Raw genomic sequence first — 18,559 nt, 5'->3', positions numbered from 1 at the left:
CTCAAATCTCCTGAACCGAGGCATTGTGCAGCGCCACCACGGACTGCCCGTTCACCTCGTCAAAATGGTAATAGCGAATTGAGGGATCAGCGTTGAGTTGTCGGTTGGCATCCAGATACGCGCCAGGATTGTCGTTCTCGCCAAAGACAAATTTGCGAAGTCTGATGTTCCGACTGTCGCCGGTGTAATGGTCGATTGTCTGTTTTAAGCTGCGCACCCAGCACATACCGGCCCGCAATTGTGGAACGATCTTTTCGGCTGTCAGGCTCTTGGATTTGAACTCGATGCAGTCGGCGTGGAACGCTCTACCCCTCGTGTAGAAGATCACGAAGTCGCAGCGCTTTGACCAAGGCTTGGCGTTGTCATCGAGGAAGTGGAATAGCGGCGGCTTGGACTTCTTGCGCTGTAGCTCGACTTGATCATGGTCCAGTTTGAAGGCCAAGCCCTGACCCGGCAGGAGTAAGCGGATGCGGCGCGTCTTGGCGCGCGTTCCTGTGGGGGGGAAGTATTTCTCTGAAAGGGCAACTTCCCCACCCGCGCCATCATCCACCACATAGCGGTCGTTCACATAGGCACGCAGATGCCCGAAATATGTCGGTGAATCCAGCGTCATTGCAACTCCGGAACCTGTCCAGTTACAGCGGCCGTGACGAGCGCCGCTCTGTGCTCTTGTAGCCTTGAGATCGACGTATCGATCAATGCGACGACGTTTTGTATGGGGCCTATCTCATTATCTATCTGTTGAATTATTTGGGACTGTTCCGCCGTCGGGGGTACTGTGAAAAGCAGAGATCCCACAACAGTTGTATTTAAACCTGATAAGATCGCTCCGCGCCGTTCGGCAGTTATTTGCTCCGACACAAATCGGGCTTCGTGGAGAAGCAGAAGAGCCCATTCAGGCCGCAACCGAGATGTGTTGGGGCGAATTCTGATCGTGTCACTATCAGCGATGCCAGGTAGAATATCCCCTGGGACCCGGCGACAATTGCCGAGAGAGCCCTTCCGGGTGATGACAAGGTCACCTGGCTGAAGTTCGTAGCGCTTCAATTCTTGATAGCGTTCTTCTTCAATCCATCGGCGACCGAGAGAGAAGTCACCGGAGATGGTATTTTCCTGCCCGTACAGTTTGTAGCCGGTCTCATAGTCAGGTAGATTGGTAAGCATTCCTCCGAACGGACCCATCTGGAGTCCAACTGCGTCTTCGAGCAATCGCTTTACCGGCAGCACCTCCCAATGCGCGGGGATGTCGCCGAGCCAATCGATGCCGGAGGGTCTCAGGGGGGTGGCGGGGTTCAGGCCCTTGGTGACGGCGCGCGTGATAAGGGCCTGACGCTTTTCGGCGAGCTGATCCACCAGCGCGCGCTTCTTCTCGATCAGCCCGTCGATCCGCGCCGTCTGCTCATCCAGAAACCGCGCAATCGATCGCTGGGTTTCGAGGGGTGGAACAGGGCAGATAATGCTACCGATCATTTCGAGGTTCAAACCGTCCCGCCCGGTTCCTGAGTGTCCGATACTGACTGGCTAACCACCAGTACAGGTACTTTCCTTCGATCTGTTCGGGGACGATCGCCGCAAGTGATTGGTTTCCTGTTGTTGGAATTTCTAAGTAACCGACAGTCGCTTTCGTCTTACCTTGTCCCGCTAGTGCCATGACAAGGGCTCCGGTCGGAATCCATTTTGCGCTCGATTCTTTGACTGCAAGCTCGGTGATGAAATCAGAAGGCACTGTGATCGTGCCCTGGTTGACTGCTCCTGAGTTTAGCCACGGAACGGTTCCCCCCACCCAATAGTCTGGGTTCTTTGTGTCAGGGGTGCCGCCTGCGTAGCGTTTCGAAAGCCATCGAAGGCGTATTTGCTTCCAGGCCGACGGTAGGTTGTATGCGGCCAGTAGTTCCGCAGTCGTCATGCAACCAGCCCCTTTAACAAACCGGCAATTTCGCCTTCCAACGCGGCGATGTCAGCCTTGATGTCCTCCAGCGGACGCGGCGCCTTGTAGACGTAGAAATACCGGTTGATCGGGATTTCGTAGCCAACCCTGGTCTTGTCGTAGTCTACCCAGGCATCGGGCACATGCGGCAGCACTTCGCGCGCCATATAGATGTCGATCACATCGCGAAACGCCTCGATCAACTTGTCATTGGGCTTGCCCGGTCCGAACTGCATAGGCAGCGGCAGGGCGGTTCCCTTGGGCAATGGGATGTTTTCGGTATCGCGCAACTCGCTGTCCGGTTCCGGCCTGCCTTTGCTGTCTCGGCAAATCTCGGCGTTGGGATCGCGTTCGCCCAGCGCGGCGAAGATCGCCTTGCTAATGGGCGTGGCAAGTTTCAACCCGGCTTGCTCGGCGGCGAGGGTCACGTCGACATCAAACGCCTTACGGTCCCTGTAGCGCCCGTTGCCTGCCAGCGTGGCCAGCGTTGCGCGGATGGCGTTTTGCAGCTTGCGGCCTTCCTCAATTTCGCGCGCTGCCGCCTTGTCGTCCTTGCGCTTCTTGGTCGTGGCCAGATTGGCGAAGGCGGACTGGTCGTCCAGTTTGGCGATGCGCTCCGCCGTCGCCTCGAAGTTCATGCGCAAGGGGCGTTCCACCGTCACCTTGAGGAAGCCGAACTCGCGATTCTCGAAGATACGCGAAACCACGCGCGTTTCGGTACCGCCATTGATCCGTACATCCGCCGTCTCACCGTCGCGGTACTCGCCATATATGCGGGTGAGATGCCGTATCTGGTACTCGGTGATCTCATTGCGCTTGTTGTTGAGACTTTTCTTCATGCGCTGGAAAAAGCGCGTGCCGTCGATCAACTGCACCCTGCCGCGCCGTTCGGGCAGCTTGCGGTTAGTGACGAGCCAGACATAGGTGAAGATGCCGGTGTTGTAGAAAAGCTGGTCGGGCAGCGCGACAATGGCGTCGAGCCAGTCGTTTTCGATGATCCAACGGCGGATATTCGATGGGCCCGACCCGGCATCACCTGAGAAGAGCGGCGAGCCATTGAAGACAATGGCGATCTTGGATCCGGTCGCGTTTTCGTCGCCTTCCTCATAGGGGTGCATCTTTTCGATCATGTGCTGAAGAAACAGCAGCGATCCATCATTGATCGCAGGCAAACCAGCGCCGAAGCGGCCGGAAAAACCCATTTCGTTATGCTCCTTCTCGATAACCGTTTTCTGATCCTTCCACTCCACACCAAACGGCGGATTGGCGAGCATGTAATGGAAGCTACGCCCCTGAAAGCCGTCGCGAGTCTTGCCGTCGCCCAGCGTGTCGCCAAGGATAATGTTCTTTGTGTCTTCATCCTTAATGAGCATATCCGAGCAGCATATCGCCCAGGACTCGTCGTTGTACTCCTGCCCATGGAGCGCGAGGTTGGCTTGGCGGTTCTGGTCGAGAATGAACTTTTCAGATTCCGACAACATCCCGCCCGTTCCGCAGGTTGGGTCGAAGATCGTACGAAAAATGCCCGGGATGTAGACGTCCTGTTCACCCGTGTAGACGAGGTTCGCCATTAGGCGGATGACCTCGCGTGGCGTGAAGTGGTCGCCGGCTTCTTCGTTTGCCTGCTCATTGAACCGCATCACCAGATGCTCGAACAGGTAGCCCATCTGCAAATTGTCAATGCGGTCGGGATGCAGGTCCACATCGGCCATCGCCTTGACGATGGTGAAGAGCCGATTGCTGGCGTCGAGCTTTTCAATCTGGTCGGTGAACTTGAAACGCTCGAAGATCGTCCGCGCAGTGGGCGAAAAGCCGTTGATATAGGAGACGAGGTTTGGTGCGATGTTTTCGGAATCGCCGAGAAGCCGCTCGAAGGTGAATGGGCTGGTATTGTAAAGTGGATGCTTGCGCTTCGGGTCCGCCGCGCGCCCGAGCCGCCTTTCCATCGCGCTTTCCGGCATATTCTGCGCGGTGAGCTTGGCGTATTCCCTAAGCACAGCGTCCTTGGTTGGCTCAAGTACACAATCAAGTCGCCGCAGCACGACAATCGGCAACATGACCAAACGGTATTGCGGCGGGCGATAGGGGCCGCGCAGTCGATTCGCGATTTCCCAGATCGTGGACTTCAAATTCTCGTGGGCTTGCAGATTCATGTCAGCAGTCCGCCTTGGTAATTTCTTCAACTTGGAATGCGAACACTCCCCCGAGGAGGTAGAATCGACCGACCGCGCACAGTCAAGGAGCGACTGGTACGCCACACCGACGATCAATTGAGCTTTGGTGGACGGTTAGGACGGCTTGGGCTGTTAGACGACGACCGGCGCGGACAGAATACTCGAGCTTGGCCGACCTGTAACTTCCCGCCACTGAACCGTGGCCGCCACAGCACCGACTGCCGTTCCTTCTATTTCAGCCGTACTCGTAAAAGCCGGACGTCGAATCCACTCCCGCCCGCCCATGTCGCCTTCCACCTCAGCCCTTGCATGGAACCCAATCCACCTCGAACGACTTCTTCGTGGGTACTCGAAGGGAGCCCCCGTGCCCGCACCGCCCGAAATGGATGTCGTCCTCGAAAAGCTGCCGTTGAGGATCGGCGCCTACATCCCTGACGACCTGCTGGAGGACTGGTTTGCGCCGGGAACCGGCATGAACCCGGTCAGCAAGGAGGCGCTTGCCGCCGCCAAGAATTACGGCTGGCGCTTCGAATGCGACTTCAAGCACTACCCCGACCGCAAGGAGGGCGTGTTCTGGAAGTGGGTGCCGGCGATCTGACCGGCGCTGGACGGTTCATCGTTCCGCGGAAACGCAGAACCGGTCTATCTTATTGTTTGACGCAAATACCGGACGGAAAACCGCTTTACACTTTTCCTGGAATTGCTCAGCCTCCGCCTATCGGCGTCGTCACCTTGCCGGTTCCGCCGCATTCGGGGCAGGTCCGGCCGTCGATCATGCCTGACCCTGCACAGCGGCGGCAAATGTTCTCGCCAGCGCCGGGAACGCCTGCCGGAATCTCGTCCATGTTGGTTTGAGCGGCTTGCCGGGGCTTGCCCTGCAGCTTGTTTCTCAACCGGGCGACCCAGCCTTCGTCGACCTCGAGCGGCCTGCTGCTATCGTCCGGCAGGCCTTCGCCGGATTGGCCGATGGTTTCATTGCGCGGCCGGTCATTCATGCCTGTCGTGATCTTCTGAGCCATTGCCGTTGCCTTTACGCCTTGCAATTTTTCGAACGCCTCAGCTCCGCGGAGGTTCCGGTTGCGGCCAGCCGCCTTCAGCCGGGTTTTGTCCGCGCCGGCCGGCGGCCGCGGCTGGCGAGGATGGCGGGAAGCGTGACCGGACGAAAATCCCAGCTGTCGACACCGACGTCATACTGGCGCGTGACCGGGGTGAGCCGGCCGTGCGAATGGCCATGCAGGTCGATCGACCTCCGGCCGATCTGGTTCCAGGTGCGAAAAGGATAGTGGCAAAGGATCAGCAGACTGCCGTCGAGGCTCAGCTCCTTGTAATGTTGCGTGCTCGCCCAACCCGTCGCGTCAATGGTGGTCGCAGCATCGTTGTTGCCGATGATCAAGTGCTTGCTGCCATGAAGAGACGACAGCAGCGACGACACGAAGGACGCCGAGCCCTTGGCAAAATCGCCGAGGTGCCAGACCTCGTCGTCCGGGCCGACAGTCTCGTTCCAGAACGCAATGAGCGCCCGATCATGCTCCGCCAGCGAGCCGAACGGGCGGCGGTCGATGCGCAGAATGCGCGGGTCGCTGAAATGCGTGTCGGCGGTGAAGTAGATCATGCGCGCTCGTTGGGGCCTGTTGTCGAACTGCCGCGCATGTAGGCGCGTGGCGCACCAAGTCCATCTTGCTCTCCCCAATGCTTGCTCAACCCGCTCGATCGTCGGTTGTTCCTGTAAACAGGCCTGGGCGGCTTCCGCTCGTTGGAACATTAAGAAGGGGGAACTTTAAGAAGGGGGAACTTTGAAACGTGGGAACTTTGAAATGAGACGCAGGTTAGAATGCTTGAGGCCGATGCTCTGAAAGGACCTCGACGATGACCGACGCAGCACCTGTTGGGCGAAGCCCGGCTCAAGCGCGGGGCGATATCGACGCCGGGCGCGGAGGGGATAAGACACCGGGGATCGACCCAGCCGCGGCTCCCATGGAGACGGACGCGGAATCGGCCGGCAGCGTTCCGGCAAAGGATCGGTCTGCGCCTCATGAAAAGCCGGAGTTCACCAACCAGGCGAGCTATGCCAATGCGATGCGTCCGCTGAAGGATGAGCCCGACGTCCAACCGAGTAGATATGGGCCAGTCATGGTGATTGCCGCCATCGTCGTGCTGGCCGCGGCGGTTTTCATCGGCGCAGCCCTGCTGCGCTGAATATCGCATATCCGAGAGCAGTGGCTGGACATTTCGTGTCCGGTCCAGGAACTTGCTGCCGCGCCAGGTTGAGGCGCGATCCGTCCGGTGCACTTTGACCACGAACCATCAATTCTTTGCCCGAGACGCTACCATCGTCGCGCGCGACATGATTGGCGCCACGCTGCTCTTGCATGGCGTTGGCGGCATCATCGTCGAGACCGAGGCCTATCGCCCGGATGACCCGGCTTCGCACGTTTTCGGTGGCAGGACGGCGCGCAACGGCGCAATGTTCGGCGCCCCCGGCAGCGCCTATGTCTATCGCTCCTATGGCCTGCATTGGTGCCTCAATGCCGTCTGCCTGCCCGGCAGTGCCGTTCTTGTCCGCGCAATCGAACCGCAATCCGGGCTGGACGTGATGCGGGCCAATCGCGGCCTTGACGATCCCCGGCTGCTTTGTTCGGGACCAGGTCGCCTTTGCCAGGCGCTGGCAATCGACAAATCCCATGACGGGCTGCCGCTGGACGTGCCGCCATTCGAATTCAGGCAGCCGGGCGACGCCAGCGCCGTTCTAACAGGCCGCCGGATCGGCATTTCCAAGGCTGTCGATGCGGAGTGGCGGTTCGGCCTTCGCGGTTCGGATTATTTGAGCCGCAAGTTCTGACGCCGCGGCAGCGGCAGAGTAGCTGCCACGCATCACTCCTTGTCGAGATGCATGGGCGTTGTCTGTTGGCGGGCTTCCCTGGTCACCTCGTCGGCTCCGGCAGGTGAAATCCCTCGCAACGCCTTCGCGGCTTCGGTCAGGCGCCCGCGATCATTGCCGAAGCTCTTGATCAGCCGGCGGACCTGGTCGGCGGTAATGCCGTTCTGTTGGGCAAAATACTCGACTTCACGTTCATCTTCCGCGGAAACGCGATCGCGGTCGCGGAAATCTCGCTTGCTCTTATCGTCAGCCATTTTTTCCTCCTGGTGGAGCTTCGCATCAATGGCAACGTGGGCAAGCCGCTTTCGTTGCCGCGATCGGGCGGACTTTTGTGCGGCCGTGCCGACTGCCCAGGAACCATGAGGCGAGCAGCCGGTTTGGCTTGGATGCAGACCACGTTCGGCCACCAATTCATACCGATGGAGGTTACGATGACGCTCGCAAGCAAAACCACTGTAATTGCAGCCGCGCTGGCCATATTGACCGCGCCGGCATTCGGCCAGACGAGCCCGCCCGCGGCGCCGGCGCCGGATCGTGGCGCCGAACCGTCGCCCGCAGTGAACGGGCAGGATGCCATGCGCGATATGATGCGCCAGATGATGACTGAGATGCTGGAGGAGAGAATGCAAGAGGATCGCGCGCCCCGGACAGAACGGCGAGGTCGCGACCACTGGCATCGTGACTACAGGATGGGCCCGCCTGACCGAGGTTGGGAGATGGGAGGCCGCGGTGGTATTGCACGCGGGATGCATGGCGCGAGGATGCGCATGATGTTCGCCATAGTGGATGCGGATGGCGATGGCGCGCTTTCTCAGAGCGAAGTCCAGGATTTCGTCGGGCGGATATTCAACGCCGTCGATGAGGACGGTGACGGCAGCGTCGACATGCAGGAAATCCGGTCCTTCTTCCACGGAGCAGGCGCCGAGGATCAGGAGTAAGTCTCCTACCGGTCGGCAAGGAGGCCCTGGCTGAGGCGGCGCCCCCTATGACGACCGGGGAGGGCGAAAACCGTCGCTGGCAGATGCATCGCTTGGCTGGCCTTGCCAAGCCGAATGCCGAGTCGCAACGATTCGAGACAGCAGGATTCAATGGCCATGACAGAGAAAACTCCAACCATCGCTCGTATCTGGCGCGGCAGAACCTTGCCTGAGAAGGCAGACGCCTATGAAAGCTACAATTATGAAGCCGGCATCAAGCCGCTGATCGAGAAGGCGCTGGGCGTGCAGACCTTTCGCGAGGACACGCCGACCCATGCAGAGTTCGTGACGATTTCCTATTGGGAAAATGTCGAGGCGATGGCGGCGTTCACCGGCGGCGATCCGACAAAAATCCACCATCTCGAGCGGGACGAAGAGTTCCTGATCGAGTTGCCGTCGCGGGTGCAGGTGTTGCGCATCCGCTCCAGTCACGGCCGCCTGCAATAGCTCTGAGGAGAGCCGCCCGGTTCGGCTCGACCTAATAAATCGCCGTCAAGTCGATCTCGGTAATGTGCCAGCGGCCGAGATTTGAGGTGTAGAGCCTGTCGCCCTTGAAGGCGATGTTGGTGGGATGGGCGAGCGTCGTTGCCGCCGGATCCTCGATCAGCACTTCGAGCCCGCTATCTTTTCGCCAACGATAAATGCGGCTCGGCTCGTAGCATGAGATGAACAGCGAACCGTCCGGCGCGAAGGCAACGCCATCGGGGACGTTGTTCACGCCGTCCACGACGAGCTGGCGAGGTCCTGCCGTGCCGTCGGCACGGATCGGCACATAGCTGACGCAGGCCGCATGGCTTTCCACGACGTAAAGCCCATTCCCACCCGGCGCCATCGCCATGCCGTTGGCGAAGGCCATGGTCTCGCTACACCACAGGCGGCCTTCGCCGGTCTTCAACTCGTAGCGAAAAATGCCGGAGCGGCTGTCTTCGCCGAGGCTGTCGGAAACGTAGAGCCAGCCTCGTGCCTCGTCGACGATCGGATAGTTCGGCACGCGGATGCCAGCCGAGGCGAAGCGCTCCATATGACCCGTTCCGGCATTCCAGCGAAAGATCGCCGAATGCCTGAGATCGCAAGCGAAGCAGTTGTCCGCGCTATCGAAGGCGATGCCGAGCAGAAAGCCCTCCGTGCCGCCCATGTGCTCGACCGAGCTGCCATCGGCGGCGAGGCGCAGCAGGTCGCCGGTTTCGGTGCCGCACCAGATCGAGCCGTCGCGATGGATGGCCACGCCTTCCGGATGGGCGACGCGCGGGCTGGTGAAGATGCCGTCGAAGAAGACCTTCGCGGCCGACATTTCGAGCAACGGCTTTGCCATGCGCCACCCCTCTTCAGCCTGTTGCGGTATGCGACCGCTGCACGGCAATACAGCGCTCGACCATCAGCCGGTCGGCCGCCAGGATCTCGGCGATAAGCGCGCCACGCTCCTTGGCGCTGACGAATTCGAGACGCCGCAGGCCAAGCGGGTCGATGCGGTTTCGCAGGATGTCGAGCGTCTCGTTCGAGGGCAGCGGAACCTCGCGGCAATCGGCATCGAATGTCAGGGCGAAGCCGGTGGCATCCTGGACCTGCTGGCGCGTCACGCCCGGCATGGTCTCGACGATGACCAATTGCCGGCTCTCCCGGTCGAGCCGAAAGATGCAAAGATCGGTGAACACCAGCGCCGCGCCGGTCCGATAGCCCATCGGCTCGCGTTCGGCCTCTGTCAGCAAGCCGCGCGCCGAGCTGGCGATCTCGACAGTGTCGACCAGCGACTGCGGGGAGTGGCGCGGGACGTAGAGCAGATAATCGCGATGCATGTTGGCGACATCAGCCATGCCGCCCTGCCCGGGCAGCCGGATGAGGCTGCCGTCGCGCTTGCGCAGCGCAATGGTGTTGACGCGCCCGCGTCGGTCGACCTGGGCGGCACCGACGATCTCATGCGTCACGGCGCCGGCCTGGTAATAGGTCGAATAGGTGTCGTCGCCGCCGGCATGGGCCACCGCTGTCTCGCAATCGAGGCTCTCGATCAACGACAGGATCATCGGGCTCGGCGCTATGTCGAGATGACCGCAACTCATCGTCGCGATGATCATGTCCGGCGCGTGCGTCGCCTTGGCCAGCCGGTAGGCGACATTGGCGAGCGGCGACACCGCGCCGGCGCTGGCAAAGCTCTCATTGTCGAGCTCGGCGGCGATGCGGGCAGCGATGATCTCGTCGATGGATGCCTTCTTTTCGCCGTGCACGAGCCCGGGCATTGCGAGGACTGTTTCAGCGCGGACTTTCGCAGCGTCTTGAACCCGCTCCGGCACACCTTCCGAAGGCACGCTCAGGCTGTCCGCCAAAGGTATCTCCTTGGCCGCCAACGCTCCCGCCAACGCTTGATAATCCGTCACATAGAATGGCAGGCAGGAGGCGGGATAGGCGCCGCCTGGCGCCAGCGCTATGGCCGACACCTGGTTGCGGGTCAAAATGTTTTGGCGACCAGCATGGCGCAGCGCTCCGACCGGGACGATTTCCTCGACCGTGACCAGCACCTGGCGCGCCGCGCCGGCCATGGCGAAGTCCAGCGCCCGTGGTCCGATGATCTGGACATTGCCGCTCTCGTCGGCACGCTGGGCATGGACGACGAACGTATCGAGCCGCAAGGCCGGGATGACCCCGGTCGTGATTCCGTCGACCGGATCGGGCGCGGCGATCGCGCCGGGCACGCGCGCCGGCATGTCCGAACCCTGCGGAAGCTGAAACGGCATCGACGGCAGGTTCTGCTGTGCCGCCCGCAACGCCTGGATCATGGCCAGCGCGGTCCAGTCGCGGACCGGCACGGCACTGGTCTCGGCAGTCGCGCGGAAACGGGGCGGCAAGCCAAAAATATCGAGGCTGGAAAAGCAGAGGTCGATTTCCGCCACGGCATTCGCTTCGAGAAGCAGCTCGAGCGGCAGGCCGCCGGCCCAGCAGACGTAGCGCAAATCCCGTACGCCCAACCGCGCGATGGCGCGCAGCAGGGCGATCGGCAGCCGGGCAAAATGATGGCCGCCGACGCCGAAGACGTCGCCGCCGCCGACCATCGCGGCCAGGCCCTCGACATCGGTGAAGCGCGGCCGGTTTTGCTTGACCAGGGACGTCATTTCGCAGCCTTGGCCCGTGCCGCGCTCTTTTCAGCAAATTCCCTGACGCGCCGCTGGCCGATCTCGCTGCGGCAGAGGCTGCCCAGTATGTCGCGCTCCATGGCAAGGCCGCCGGCCAGATTGCCCGACACGGCATGCGCTGTCAGCGCTTTCAGCCCCTCGATCGCTGCGGCCGGTTCGGCGGCGATCATCTCGGCGAGTTCCAGCGCCCGCGGCATCAGCCTTTCGGCATCGACGATCTCGTTGACCAGACCGGCGCCGACGAACTCGGAAGCCGGCACGATGGCGCCGGTCATCAGCAGCAGATTGGCGCGGTTGCGGCCGAGCTTCTGGACGCTGCGCTGGGTGCCGCCGCCGCCGGGCACCAGCCCGAGCTTGATCTCGGGCAGGCCGAGCTTCGCGAACTGGTTGGCGATGACGATGTCGCAGCACAGCACCAGCTCCATGCCGCCGCCGAGCGCAAAGCCGTTGACCGCCGCGATGACCGGCTGGCGGTTGTTCTCGACCGCCGCATACATGCGTGTGCCCGCCATCTGGAAGGCGTCGAACTCGGCAGCTGTCTGGGCGGCGTATTCCTTGATGTCGGCGCCGGCCATAAAGCCGCGCCCCTCGCCGGTCACCACGATCGCGCCGATACCGTCATCCTGCGACAGCGCCTCGAAAACCTCGGTGATCTCGCTTTGCATCAGCCGGTTCATGGCGTTGAGCTGATCGGCGCGCCGGAAGGTGACGACCGCGACGCGCCCGGATATTTCCAAGGTGAGTGTCTGGTAACCGCTCATCGTCAGGCAGCATCCACGGTCATGTCGCCGGACGCCTCAAGCGCTGCAATCTCATCGCTGGAGAGGCCGAACTCGGCCAGTATCTCGCGGCCATGCTGGCCGACCAGCGGCGCCGGCCGTTCTATGGTAGCCGGCGTCTCGCTCATCTTGACCGCCGGCGCGACCACCCTGACCTTGCCGCCGCGCGGATGATCGTAGCTGGTGATCATGCCCAGGTGCTTCACCTGCGGGTCTTCGGCTGCGCGGCGGATGTCTTTCACCTCGGCACACCAGATGTCGGCCGCCAGCAGCCGCGCCAGCAGATCCTGCGTGGCAAACTTCCTGGTTTCGGCGTTGACCTTGTCGAACACCTCGTCGCGCTTGTCGAACAGCGTCTTCAGATCGTCGTAAACAGCAAGCTGCGGCGCCTCTAGCACCTCGTACAGCGCCTTGAACGGGCTCATGGCGATCGACACATAGCCGCCGTCGTTCGCTTCGTAGATACCGAACGGCGCCTGCATGCCGGGGTGGCCGATGCCTGAATTCGGGCGCACGAAATCCTCGCCGAGATTGAGCACGGCGACATATTCCTGGTTGAGATGCGCCAGCATGCCGGCCAGCAGATTGACCTCGATCTTCTGGCCCTTGCCGGTCTTCTCGCGATAGTAGAGCGCCGACAGGATGCCGTAGACCATGTTCATGGCACCGATCTGGTCGGCGAGGCCGGCGCCGGCCGGAACAGGAGCCTGATCGCCGCGGCCGGTGTTGGAAATCAGCCCGGACAGTCCCTGGATCAGCATGTCCTGGCCGGGGCGCTCGACATAGGGGCCTTCCTCACCATAGCCGGAGCCCGAGCAATAGATGATGCCGGGATTGACTGCCTTGAAGTCCTCGTAGCCATAGCCGAGCCTGGCGAGCACGCCGGGGCGGAAATTCTGCACCACCACATCGGCCTTCTTCGCCATCTCCATGATGATGGCATGCACCTTGCGGCTTTTCAGATTGAGCGCGATGGAGCGCTTGTTGCGGTTCCAGGCGAGAAAGTTCGGGCTTTCGGAGCCGCCGACCCATTTGGCGAAGAAGGTCATGCCGCGGAACATGTCGCCGGCGCCGGCACGCTCGATCTTGATGACGTCGGCGCCCATGTCGCCGAGCAGCTGCGTGGCGAACGGCCCTTGCAGCAGATGGCTGAAATCGAGAATGCGGACGCCTTCGAGGGCCTTGTTCATTTTTTTCTCGTTTGTTGTCAAAGCAGGTCGGGTACGTAGCGGGGTGCTGCGGTGAGGCCGCCGTCGACGCGCAGGTCGGTGCCGGTGGTGAAGCCGGCGGCGTCGGAGGCCAGATAGACAGCGGCTTCGGCCACTTCGGACGGTTTGCCGATGCGGCCGAGCGGATGCATCTTGACCCAGGCCTTGGCGAGGTTGCCGCCGATCTCTTTGACCAGTTTATCGTTCATTGGCGTGTTGATGGTGCCGGGCGAGATCGAGTTGACGCGAATGTTGAGCGGGCCGAACTCGACCGCCATCTGGCGCGTCATCGCCATCACCGCACCCTTGGCGCCGGCATAGGCGGTCCAGCCGTCGAGCCCGATATGACCTTGCGCCGAGGCCATGTTGATGATCGAGCCGGATTTCTGCGCGATCATGTGCGGCAGCGCATATTTGCAGCCGCGGAACACGCTGGTCAGGTTGACCGCGATCAGCCGGTGCCATTGCTCGTCGCTCATTTCGTGAACCGGCATGCCGCCGATGGCGATGGCGGCATTGTTGACCAGAATGTCGAGATGGCCGGTCTTGGCGACGGCTGCGTCGATGAGGGCGGCGATATCGGCCTCCTCCGCCACGTCGCAATGGACGTAGTCGGCGCGGTGGCCGGCGGCGCGCAGTTCCGCCGCGAATTTTTCACCCTTCTCGTCGGCGATGTCGCCGAGGACGACGTGCGCGCCCTCACGCGCCATCGCCTCGCTGATCGCATGGCCGATGCCGTCGGCGGCGCCGGTGACGATTGCGGTTTTCCCTTTGAGACGATCCATATCAGCCTCCAATGGCACGCCGGCGCTTCGCTTCGTCGAAGGCGACGGCGGCAATGATGATCACGCCGGTGATGACCAGCTGCCACTCGGTCGGCAGGCCGAGACCGCGCAGGCCGTTGGACAGGAATTGCAGGATCAGCACGCCAAGCGCCATGCCGGTCAGGCTGCCGATGCCGCCGGCAAGGCTCACGCCGCCAAGCACGGTGGCGGCAACGACCTGGAACTCGAAATTCAGCCCGGCCGTATGTTGCGCAGAGCCGACGCGGGCGGCCAGGATGATGCCGGCAACCGTTGCTAGCAGTGCGCTGATGATGAAGCAGATGAACTTGACGCGGCGCACGTCGTAACCCGCCAGCCGTGCCACTTCCGGATTGCCGCCGACGGCATAGATCTGCCGTCCGAACGGCCGGTGCTGCATGATGTAGGCGAAGACCGCGAGCAGGACGATGGCGATGACCGCCGAATAGGGAATGACATTGAACAGGCGGCCGTCCGACAGCGCAATGAAGCTGTCGAGCGCGGCATCGTCGGGGATGGCGCGCTGGCCGGTGTAGAGATAGACGCCGCCGCGCATGATGAACATCGTGCCCAGCGTCACGATCAGCGAGTTGATGCCGGCATAGGCCGTCAGATAGCCGTTCACGACGCCGATGATCAGCCCGAACAGCAGCGCACCACTGATGCCGAGCAGCAGCGAGTTGGTTTCGTTCATGATGATGATCAGCGGCAGGGCGATGGTCGCCAGCAGCGACCCTATCGAGATGTCGACCTCGCCGGACATGAAGACGATGGCGCAGCCGATGCCGGCGGTGAGCGCCAGCGACGCCTGACCGAGCACATTGGTGATGTTGCGTACCGAGAAGAAGTTCTCTGCCGTCAGGGAAAAGAACGCAATCACCAGGATCAGGCAAAGCAGCAGGGCGAGCTCCTGCCGCGCCAGGAATCGTGCCAGCATGGATGGCCCGGCTTTGATGGACTGGGTGCCTGCAAGACTCATCGCTTGCTCCCTTTGCGAAGCGTCATCATCTTATCCGATCGCCGCATTGAGGATTTTCTCCTGCGTGGCCTCGTCGCGAGGCATGATCGCGGTGAGGCGGCCTTCGCACATCACCGCGATGCGGTCGGCAAGGCCCAGCAGCTCAGGCATTTCGGACGTCATCATGACGACCGCCAAGCCTTCGCCGGCGAGCCGGTCGATGAGCGCGAAAATCTCCGACTTGGCGCCGACGTCGATGCCGCGGGTCGGTTCGTCGACGACGATCACCTTAAGACCGCGCATCAGCCAGCGCGAGATCAGCACTTTCTGCTGATTGCCGCCGGACAGGTTCTTGACCTGCTGGAACAGGCTGGGCGTCCTGATGCGAAAACGGTCGACATAGTCCTGCACCGCCTTGCGTTCCCTGGCCTTGTCGACGAAGCCCATTCTGGCGAAGGCACCGAGCGAGGCGAGGCTGGCATTCTGGTAGACCGGCAGCTCGCCCATCAGCCCTTCGCTCTTGCGATCCTCGGTGAGCAGTCCGATGCCGAGCCGGACGCCGGTGTGGGTGTCGTGCGGCAGCAGCCGGCTGCCATCGACCGAAATGGCGCCGGAAGTGATCGGGTCGTAACCGACGATGGCCTTGGCGAGCTCCGTCCGGCCGGCCCCCATGAGGCCGAAGAAGCCGAGGACCTCGCCGGCATGCGCCTCGAACGATACGTCCTTCAGTTTCTTGGCGGTGCTGAGCCCTTCAACCGAAAGCGCTACCTTGCTGCCCGGCGCACTGCGCTTGCGCGGGAACAGGTTTTCGATGCGCCGGCCGATCATGTCCTGGATCAGCGTGTCGTTGGTGTGCTCGCCGATCGGCCTGGTCGAGACGTGACGGCCATCGCGCAGCACGGTCACGGTGTCGGCGATCTCGAAGACCTCGTCGAGCTTGTGGCTGACATAGAGCACCGCGATGCCGAGAGCGGCCAGCCGGCGGATGACGGTGAACAGCAGCGAGACCTCGTTCGGCGTCAGCGAGGAGGTCGGCTCGTCCATCACCACGACGCGGGCCTCATGGGCGAGCGCGCGGGCGATCTCGACCATCTGCTGCTGGCTGACCGGCAGCGATCCCGTGCGCGCTGCCGGGTCGACGTTGAAGCCGATGCGCTTGAACAGAGCGGCCGCGTCGGCGCGGATCTTCTTCCAGTCGATCGAGCCGCCTTTGCCGGTCGGATAGCCCTCGAGGAAGATGTTTTCGGCGACGCTGAATTCGGCGATCAGCGCGATCTCCTGGAACACCACCTTGATGCCCTCTTTCAGGCTGTCGCGCGGCGACTTGATGTCGGCCTCGCGGCCGCGCAGGCAGATGGTGCCGGCATCCTTGCCGTAGACCCCGGCCATGATCTTGATCAGCGTTGACTTGCCGGCCCCGTTCTCGCCCATCAGGGCGTGGATTTTGCCGGGTTCCAGGGTCAGATCGACATTGTCCAGCGCCATCACGCCGGGAAAGCGCTTGCCGATGCCGCGCATCTCCAGCGCCGGCACGCTTTTATCGACGGCCGCGGTTTTGCCGGGATGGAGGAAGTCAACCGACATTGGCTCTGTTCCGGACGATGTCGAGATAGGTCGCCAGGATGATGACGATGCCCGGCACCACCATCTGCAGGTCCTGGTTCCAGCCGAGGATGATGATGCCGTTGTCGATAACCTTCAGCACCAGCACTCCAAGCAGCGTGCCGAGCAGCGAGCCGCGCCCGCCAAGCAGGCTGGTGCCGCCGAGGATGACGGCGGCAATCACGGTCAGCTCGAAGCCGCGGCCGGCGGTCGGCTGGCCGGCATTCATCAGCGACGACAGGATCATGCCGGCAATGCCGACGCAAAGGCCGGTGACGACGAAGGCGAACAGCTTCAGGCGTTGCGAGCGCACGCCGGAGAGGCGGACCGCCCGCTCATTGGCGCCGACCGCGTAAAGATAACGGCCGAGCGTGGTGAAGCGCAGCGTTGCCGCGGCCAGCGCGAAAATCAGCGCGGCAATCACCACCGGCAGCGGGATCGCGCCGATATAGCCGGCGCCGAGATCGGTAAAGCTTGCAAGCCGGTGGTGGTTCTGCACCGCTTCGCGGGTGAACAGATAGACGCCGCCCTGCAGCATCATCATGGTGCCGATGGTGGCGATCAGCGAGTTCACCTTGAGCCTGGTGACAACCAGCCCGTTGAACAGGCCGACCGCACCGGAAAAGGCGAGCGCCGCCAGCAGGCCGAGCGTCAGGCTGTGCGTTGAATTGAGTACGGCCATGCCGATGCAGCCGACAAAGGCCAGCGACGCACCGACCGACAGGTCGACTTCAGCGGTGATGATCAGCATCGTCATGCCGGAGGCGACGATCAGCACCAGCGCGCATTGGCGCAGGATGGCGATGATGTTGGCCTCGGAATAGAATTGCGGCGCCGCAATCGAGATGGCGATGCAGAGCACGGCCAGGATCACGCCGAGCACCAGCTGGCTGCTGCCCAGCAGCTGGCCGCCAATGAAACGCCTTGGCGCGGAGGATTGCGTAAGCTCGCTCATGTCCATTTCATTTCCGGGCCGCATCGGGTGCCGTCGCCGTTTGGAAACTGCCGGCCAAAACAGGGCGGTTGACCTGTTTTGCCGCCTGCATCCGATCCGATGCCCTTCCCGCGGCGCGGGAAGGGCTACCCGGAATCCTTACTTCTTCAGGTCGGCGGAAGTTTTCATGCATTTTTCCGGTGGCTGAAGCGCATTGACGGCATCCCATTTGATCGTTCGTGTGGTGCCGTCGTAGTCGTAGAACTTCTTCCAGTCGTCGCCGTTCATCGGCGCGGTCGGGCTGACGATGTGTTCCGGCACCTCTTCGCCGTTGAAGAGCTTAACCGCTGCATCGATGGCGGTGTAGCCTTCCTTTTCCGGGAACATCGCGGCTTCGATGCGATAGGACGGCTCGTTCTGCATGGCATTGATGAAGGCAAGGCCTTCGCCGCCGGTGCCGACCGTCAACAGGCCATCCTGCGACTTGCCGGCCGCTTTCCAGGCCTGAAGGCCGCCGAGCGACGAGGAATCGTTGATGCCGTAGATGATGTTGATGTCGGCGTTCTTGGCAAGTGCCGCCGAAGAGACTTCGAGCGCGCGGTCCGGATTGCCGCCGCCGTCGAGGTCGTGGACCATGACCGCGTCGGGGACGATGGTCTTCAGGCCGTCCATGAAACCCTGCGAACGCAGCACCGTGGCGGACAGCAGCGGCAGGCCGACATTCATCACCTTGGCTTTGCCTTCGAGCTTTTCCTTGGCGTATTTGCCGGCTTCAACGCCGGCGGTGTAGCCGGTGTCGTAGTCGCAGATCGCGACCATGGTGGTCATGCCCTTGACCGGATTGCCTTCGAGCACGACCGGAACGTTGTTGGATTTCGCCTGGCGCAGTAGCGGCACGACGCCTTCCTCGTTGACGGGCGTGACAATCAGCACGTCGACGCCTTTGGCCATGAAGTCTTCGGCGGCGGAAACCTCCTTGGCGATGTCGAGATTGGCGTCCTGCACCTCGAGTTCGATGCCGAGTTCCTTGGCGCGGGCCTGCATGCCCTTGATGACGTTCTGATACCACTCATGCGTGGCGTAATTGGTGACGTAGCCGATGCGCTTCGGCATGTTTTCGGCGTGTGCCGCGGCGGCGCTCAGAGCCAGCGCGGCCGCCGAGACAAACAGCATTGATTTGGACCAGTTCATGTTTCT

Annotated in this window: 21 protein-coding genes; 5 read left to right on the top strand and 16 right to left on the bottom strand. The window is 62.0% G+C overall.

Annotated elements, in window-relative coordinates:
- Window position 1: 1 nt before the first annotated feature.
- The 4 genes from NKI01_RS11875 to NKI01_RS11860 are packed head-to-tail and all read right to left on the bottom strand — an operon-like array spanning window position 2 to window position 4,080.
- Complete coding sequence (locus tag NKI01_RS11875) at window positions 2–613, bottom strand: hypothetical protein (RefSeq protein WP_352963259.1); 612 nt, start codon at window positions 611–613, stop codon at window positions 2–4.
- Window positions 610–1,470: a restriction endonuclease subunit S domain-containing protein gene (locus NKI01_RS11870; RefSeq protein WP_352963257.1), complete on the bottom strand. Its 861-nt coding sequence runs from the start codon at window positions 1,468–1,470 to the stop codon at window positions 610–612. Before NKI01_RS11870 ends, NKI01_RS11875 begins: the two co-directional genes overlap by 4 nt.
- Window positions 1,460–1,906 (bottom strand): restriction endonuclease subunit S, encoded by a 447-nt coding sequence (locus NKI01_RS11865; protein WP_352963254.1) that lies wholly within the window; start codon window positions 1,904–1,906, stop codon window positions 1,460–1,462. Before NKI01_RS11865 ends, NKI01_RS11870 begins: the two co-directional genes overlap by 11 nt.
- Window positions 1,903–4,080 (bottom strand): type I restriction-modification system subunit M, encoded by a 2,178-nt coding sequence (locus NKI01_RS11860; protein WP_352963252.1) that lies wholly within the window; start codon window positions 4,078–4,080, stop codon window positions 1,903–1,905. Before NKI01_RS11860 ends, NKI01_RS11865 begins: the two co-directional genes overlap by 4 nt.
- A 385-nt stretch (window positions 4,081–4,465) precedes the next feature.
- On the opposite strand from NKI01_RS11860, the gene NKI01_RS11855 reads away from it, so the two are divergent.
- Window positions 4,466–4,699 (top strand): hypothetical protein, encoded by a 234-nt coding sequence (locus NKI01_RS11855; RefSeq protein WP_254815811.1) that lies wholly within the window; start codon window positions 4,466–4,468, stop codon window positions 4,697–4,699.
- A gap of 106 nt (window positions 4,700–4,805) precedes the next feature.
- On the opposite strand, the gene NKI01_RS11850 is transcribed toward NKI01_RS11855, so the two are convergent.
- Together NKI01_RS11850 and NKI01_RS11845 are read right to left on the bottom strand one after the other, a co-directional pair.
- Complete coding sequence (locus NKI01_RS11850) at window positions 4,806–5,120, bottom strand: hypothetical protein (RefSeq protein WP_352963306.1); 315 nt, start codon at window positions 5,118–5,120, stop codon at window positions 4,806–4,808.
- Between the two features lie 74 nt (window positions 5,121–5,194).
- Window positions 5,195–5,713, bottom strand: coding sequence for a metallophosphoesterase (locus NKI01_RS11845; RefSeq protein WP_352591929.1), 519 nt, complete (start codon window positions 5,711–5,713; stop codon window positions 5,195–5,197).
- Window positions 5,714–5,967: 254 nt separating this feature from the next.
- Between NKI01_RS11845 and NKI01_RS11840 the strand changes: the two genes are divergently transcribed.
- Window positions 5,968–6,297 carry a hypothetical protein gene (locus NKI01_RS11840; RefSeq protein ID WP_023720476.1) on the top strand — a complete coding sequence of 110 codons (330 nt, stop codon included), beginning with the start codon at window positions 5,968–5,970 and terminating at the stop codon, window positions 6,295–6,297.
- Window positions 6,298–6,391: 94 nt separating this feature from the next.
- On the top strand, window positions 6,392–6,940 hold the full coding sequence (locus NKI01_RS11835) for a DNA-3-methyladenine glycosylase (protein WP_352859092.1): 549 nt from the start codon (window positions 6,392–6,394) through the stop codon (window positions 6,938–6,940).
- Window positions 6,941–6,972: 32 nt separating this feature from the next.
- On the opposite strand, the gene NKI01_RS11830 is transcribed toward NKI01_RS11835, so the two are convergent.
- Window positions 6,973–7,233 carry a DUF3606 domain-containing protein gene (locus NKI01_RS11830; RefSeq protein ID WP_352811898.1) on the bottom strand — a complete coding sequence of 87 codons (261 nt, stop codon included), beginning with the start codon at window positions 7,231–7,233 and terminating at the stop codon, window positions 6,973–6,975.
- Between the two features lie 105 nt (window positions 7,234–7,338).
- Between NKI01_RS11830 and NKI01_RS11825 the strand changes: the two genes are divergently transcribed.
- Both NKI01_RS11825 and NKI01_RS11820 read left to right on the top strand, forming a co-directional pair.
- Window positions 7,339–7,917, top strand: coding sequence for an EF-hand domain-containing protein (locus NKI01_RS11825; protein WP_352909755.1), 579 nt, complete (start codon window positions 7,339–7,341; stop codon window positions 7,915–7,917).
- A gap of 156 nt (window positions 7,918–8,073) precedes the next feature.
- Complete coding sequence (locus NKI01_RS11820; protein ID WP_352640318.1) at window positions 8,074–8,403, top strand: antibiotic biosynthesis monooxygenase family protein; 330 nt, start codon at window positions 8,074–8,076, stop codon at window positions 8,401–8,403.
- A gap of 31 nt (window positions 8,404–8,434) precedes the next feature.
- Here NKI01_RS11820 and NKI01_RS11815 read toward each other — a convergent pair whose 3' ends face one another.
- From NKI01_RS11815 to NKI01_RS11775, 9 genes are all read right to left on the bottom strand, one after another.
- Window positions 8,435–9,268 (bottom strand): SMP-30/gluconolactonase/LRE family protein, encoded by an 834-nt coding sequence (locus tag NKI01_RS11815; protein WP_352481464.1) that lies wholly within the window; start codon window positions 9,266–9,268, stop codon window positions 8,435–8,437.
- Window positions 9,269–9,281: 13 nt separating this feature from the next.
- Entirely contained in the window at window positions 9,282–11,057 is a 1,776-nt protein-coding gene (locus NKI01_RS11810) for a CoA-transferase (RefSeq protein ID WP_352717485.1), read from the bottom strand.
- The gene (locus NKI01_RS11805) at window positions 11,054–11,839 is read right to left on the bottom strand and encodes an enoyl-CoA hydratase/isomerase family protein (RefSeq protein WP_352909752.1); all 786 of its coding nucleotides are present in this window, start codon (window positions 11,837–11,839) and stop codon (window positions 11,054–11,056) included. Before NKI01_RS11805 ends, NKI01_RS11810 begins: the two co-directional genes overlap by 4 nt.
- 2 nt (window positions 11,840–11,841) lie before the next feature.
- Window positions 11,842–13,047 carry a CaiB/BaiF CoA transferase family protein gene (locus tag NKI01_RS11800; RefSeq protein WP_352909749.1) on the bottom strand — a complete coding sequence of 402 codons (1,206 nt, stop codon included), beginning with the start codon at window positions 13,045–13,047 and terminating at the stop codon, window positions 11,842–11,844.
- Window positions 13,048–13,064: 17 nt separating this feature from the next.
- Entirely contained in the window at window positions 13,065–13,850 is a 786-nt protein-coding gene (locus NKI01_RS11795) for an SDR family NAD(P)-dependent oxidoreductase (RefSeq protein ID WP_352481461.1), read from the bottom strand.
- Window position 13,851: 1 nt separating this feature from the next.
- Window positions 13,852–14,847 (bottom strand): ABC transporter permease, encoded by a 996-nt coding sequence (locus NKI01_RS11790; protein ID WP_352481460.1) that lies wholly within the window; start codon window positions 14,845–14,847, stop codon window positions 13,852–13,854.
- Window positions 14,848–14,877: 30 nt separating this feature from the next.
- Window positions 14,878–16,410: a sugar ABC transporter ATP-binding protein gene (locus NKI01_RS11785; RefSeq protein ID WP_352963250.1), complete on the bottom strand. Its 1,533-nt coding sequence runs from the start codon at window positions 16,408–16,410 to the stop codon at window positions 14,878–14,880.
- Window positions 16,400–17,383 carry an ABC transporter permease gene (locus NKI01_RS11780; protein WP_023720488.1) on the bottom strand — a complete coding sequence of 328 codons (984 nt, stop codon included), beginning with the start codon at window positions 17,381–17,383 and terminating at the stop codon, window positions 16,400–16,402. Before NKI01_RS11780 ends, NKI01_RS11785 begins: the two co-directional genes overlap by 11 nt.
- A gap of 138 nt (window positions 17,384–17,521) precedes the next feature.
- Complete coding sequence (locus NKI01_RS11775) at window positions 17,522–18,553, bottom strand: sugar ABC transporter substrate-binding protein (protein WP_023720489.1); 1,032 nt, start codon at window positions 18,551–18,553, stop codon at window positions 17,522–17,524.
- Window positions 18,554–18,559 lie beyond the last annotated feature (6 nt).

The sequence above is a fragment of the Mesorhizobium sp. M0815 genome (assembly GCF_040319995.1).
Lineage (GTDB): Bacteria > Pseudomonadota > Alphaproteobacteria > Rhizobiales > Rhizobiaceae > Mesorhizobium.
This window is presented reverse-complemented; position numbering and strand designations above follow the sequence as displayed.